Source organism: Bathymodiolus azoricus thioautotrophic gill symbiont, from assembly GCF_001298715.1.
GTDB lineage: Bacteria > Pseudomonadota > Gammaproteobacteria > PS1 > Pseudothioglobaceae > Thiodubiliella.
On record NZ_CDSC02000471.1, the window covers coordinates 1 to 1,258 of the forward strand.

Annotated in this window: 1 protein-coding gene; it reads left to right on the top strand. The window is 37.8% G+C overall.

Annotated elements, in window-relative coordinates:
* The first annotated feature begins 508 nt into the window (after positions 1 to 508).
* Positions 509 to 1,087 carry a hypothetical protein gene (locus BAZSYMA_RS08965; RefSeq protein WP_090718243.1) on the top strand — a complete coding sequence of 193 codons (579 nt, stop codon included), beginning with the start codon at positions 509 to 511 and terminating at the stop codon, positions 1,085 to 1,087.
* Positions 1,088 to 1,258 lie beyond the last annotated feature (171 nt).

A 1,258-nucleotide genomic window follows, 5' to 3' on the forward strand; every position in this document is an offset into this window, starting at 1 on the left:
ATTTTTGAAAATGGTATTATGTCAAAACAGTTTGAAAAAGAAAAAAGAGGGTCACACCCCTTTTAACATAAATTTAAAATAAAATAGTAACACCCTTATTTCCAACAACAACTTACCCACTCAACACCTACTCACCATCAAATCAGGTTTTAAACCCACCCATAAAATCCGCAACCTAGCATATAAATACGACCTAATGAACAATATCACCCAACGCACAAATCACCAAAGCGGTCTTTCAGAAAACTTTCAATATGGAGACTCCTGTATTAATCCAATAATTTATAAAACCCATAAAATAGCGAATTTTCCACCAAAAACTCGGTAAATAGCTAACTATTATTCTCATTTTTAGATAAAAATGCACTATTTTCTGTATTCCCTAAATCACACTGGGTTAATGCAGAGATCTCATATGACTCACTAGGCCGACTAATCCAATCCAACCCACAAGGCACTATTTCAGGTATAAAATACAACGATACTACCAGTTACCAATACGACATTAATGGCAACATACATCACCCACAAATCCGACATTGACATCTATAACTACAACGCCCCCTCTCAAACCACACCCCTCAAAACATCAGCACCAACAAAAAAAATAGAAGCCACACCTACGATGCCAACGGCAACAGGATTAAATATTTATGCAGCAGGATTTTTGTCAGGCATGATTGGAAGCAAAGGTGATTTAAAACAAGGATTGTTAGGCGTATTAACTGCAGGATTTAATGCCAAGGTATTGTATCCAATGAAAGCGAGTTTCAGAAAGTTGATAGCCCATGGCTTAACTGGCGGTGTACGAAGTCGATTATCTGGCGGTAGCTTTAAAAGCAGATTCTTAGGCTCAGCTGTTAATTATGGCGCAAGTTGGTCAGGTGCATATAAGGCGGCAGGCATTAGTAATCAAGCCAATACATGGACGCAAAGAGTACAAAATGTTGTCGCTTCTTATGTGGTTGGTGGCGTTGTCGCTGAGTTAGGTGGTGGTAAATTTGCTAATGGTGGGATGAGTGCGGCGTTTAGTAGGATGTTTAATGATTTACATATTGTAAATTCGCATCATAAACGCACCACCTAGTTTAACCGCAAAGAATGTATTTTTAGCTTGACCCTTTAGGTCAAGTCAAAGTCAAAAATACATTCAATCTTTGAATTCGGGTTCAAAGATTAGCCAGTGTTTATAATCTTTGGTTTTTGCTTAAGAAAACAGGTGGATTACGCATAAACAACTAACCTTTGAACAAAGGCA

Excerpts from the sequence above, each read along its gene's own strand:
- BAZSYMA_RS08965 (WP_090718243.1), top strand. The coding sequence starts at position 509 with ATGGCAACATACATCACCCACAAATCCGACATTGACATCTATAACTAC.